The 1,716-nt window shown below is 29.7% G+C and carries 1 protein-coding gene; it reads left to right on the top strand.

The window, feature by feature from the left end; genetic code table 11:
• A partial coding sequence (locus tag ABMA45_RS05525) for a sensor histidine kinase (RefSeq protein ID WP_348029929.1) occupies positions 1 to 1,678 on the top strand: 1,678 nt, incomplete at its 5' end.
• Positions 1,679 to 1,716: the final 38 nt, after the last annotated feature.

Here is a 1,716-nt window from a genome sequence, read left to right as displayed (position 1 = left end):
TGCTTTAGTTATTAGTAGTGTATTATTCTGCTATAAGACTATTAATGAACTTCAAAAAAGTTTTAAAGAACAGATTTTACAGGAAAGCCGCTCTACAATCAGCGCTATATCAACTAATATAGATACTATAGATTCAATATATCGTATATTAATTTCAAACACCAGCGTATATAATTGGTTAGAGAGCAATTATGCTGACTCAACTAATTCTGTTACTACTGCAAAGCAGATAACTTCTTCCCTTATCATGAATAATTTATGGGAAAAAAATTATCTTGAATCAGTTTATATTTATAACAAACGCGGAAAGCAGATTCATGTTTCGAAAAATGAAACAAGCGATTCATTAATTACGAATAGAAGGATTTACAATTCTCTTGCATCTCCTTCTCCTTCACTTTCATTTGGAACATTTAATGATTCAAACTGCATTTATTTTATAAAGACAATATACAGTTCAAATAATGGTCAGCAGATTGGTGATATTCTTATTTCAATTAATATTAATGAATGGATGACCTCCCTTAGTCAATATGTTTCCGATGACTGGCGCATATTTATATACAACGATGATTTAGAAGTTATGTCGGGTTTTAAATATAATGCTGAGTCAACTAAATTATCAGCAATACATAACCAGATTAATGCAATTGATACATTAAAAATATCCTCTGTCAAATTTGATTCTGATGATTACTTTGTTTTATCAAATGAAATGGAGGCTATTAACATCAATGCTGCTGTACTTGCACCTGTCAGCCAAATAGAACATCAGATTTACAATATTCTTTTGCCATATATTATTACAATCATATCAATTATAATTATTGTTTTAATATTTGCATTTGGAATAAGCAGACTAATCACCCAGCCTATTTCCTTAATGATTAATTATGTAAATAGAATTGCTCAGGGAGATTATTCCGGAAATATAAACGGACTTGAAAAATACAAAGAATTTTATTCTCTCCAATTATCAGTTAACAATATGTTGGACGAGATTCATTCATTCCATGAAGATATTACGGAACAAAAGTTATTGTTAAAGGATTCTGAAATACGAGCATTGCAATCTCAGATTAATCCCCACTTTCTCTTTAATGTACTTAATGCTATTGCATGGAAAGCTGAGATGTCTGATAACAATGAAATTTATGACATGACAATTGCTCTTGGAGAATTGTTAAAAGCAACTGTACAATCTAAAAATGACTTTACAATACCTCTTTCAGAAGAATTAAAATATGTCAAATTTTACAGTTATTTACAAAGAATTAGATTCGAAGACCGAATAAGCATCAACTTTCATATTGATGCAGGTCTTGATTCATATAAAGTTCCTGTATTTTGTATACAGACACTTGTTGAAAATGCTTATGTTCATGGTCTTGAACCAAAAGAAAGTTCAGGTGAACTAAACATTTACTTATACGAAAAATATGAATATCTTCATATTTCAATTGAAGATAATGGTATTGGATTTAATGAAATCCCTGATTTTAATAACCATGCACCTTCCTCTGAAGAATCAGGTACATCTAAAGGACATACACATGTTGGGCTTAGAAATTTAAATCGAAGATTAATATTAATGTATGGTCCTGAATGTGCCTTACACATTGAAAGTACTTCTATGGTAAAGACAGCTATTTCATTTAAAATTCCATGTGAAAAATAAGAAAGGTGTGATAGTATGATTTTTCACTTATTAATAGT

It is taken from the genome of Eubacterium sp. CAG:156, from assembly GCF_000434315.1.
In the GTDB taxonomy this organism is placed as follows: domain Bacteria; phylum Bacillota; class Clostridia; order Lachnospirales; family Lachnospiraceae; genus Eubacterium_U; species Eubacterium_U album.
This window is presented reverse-complemented; position numbering and strand designations above follow the sequence as displayed.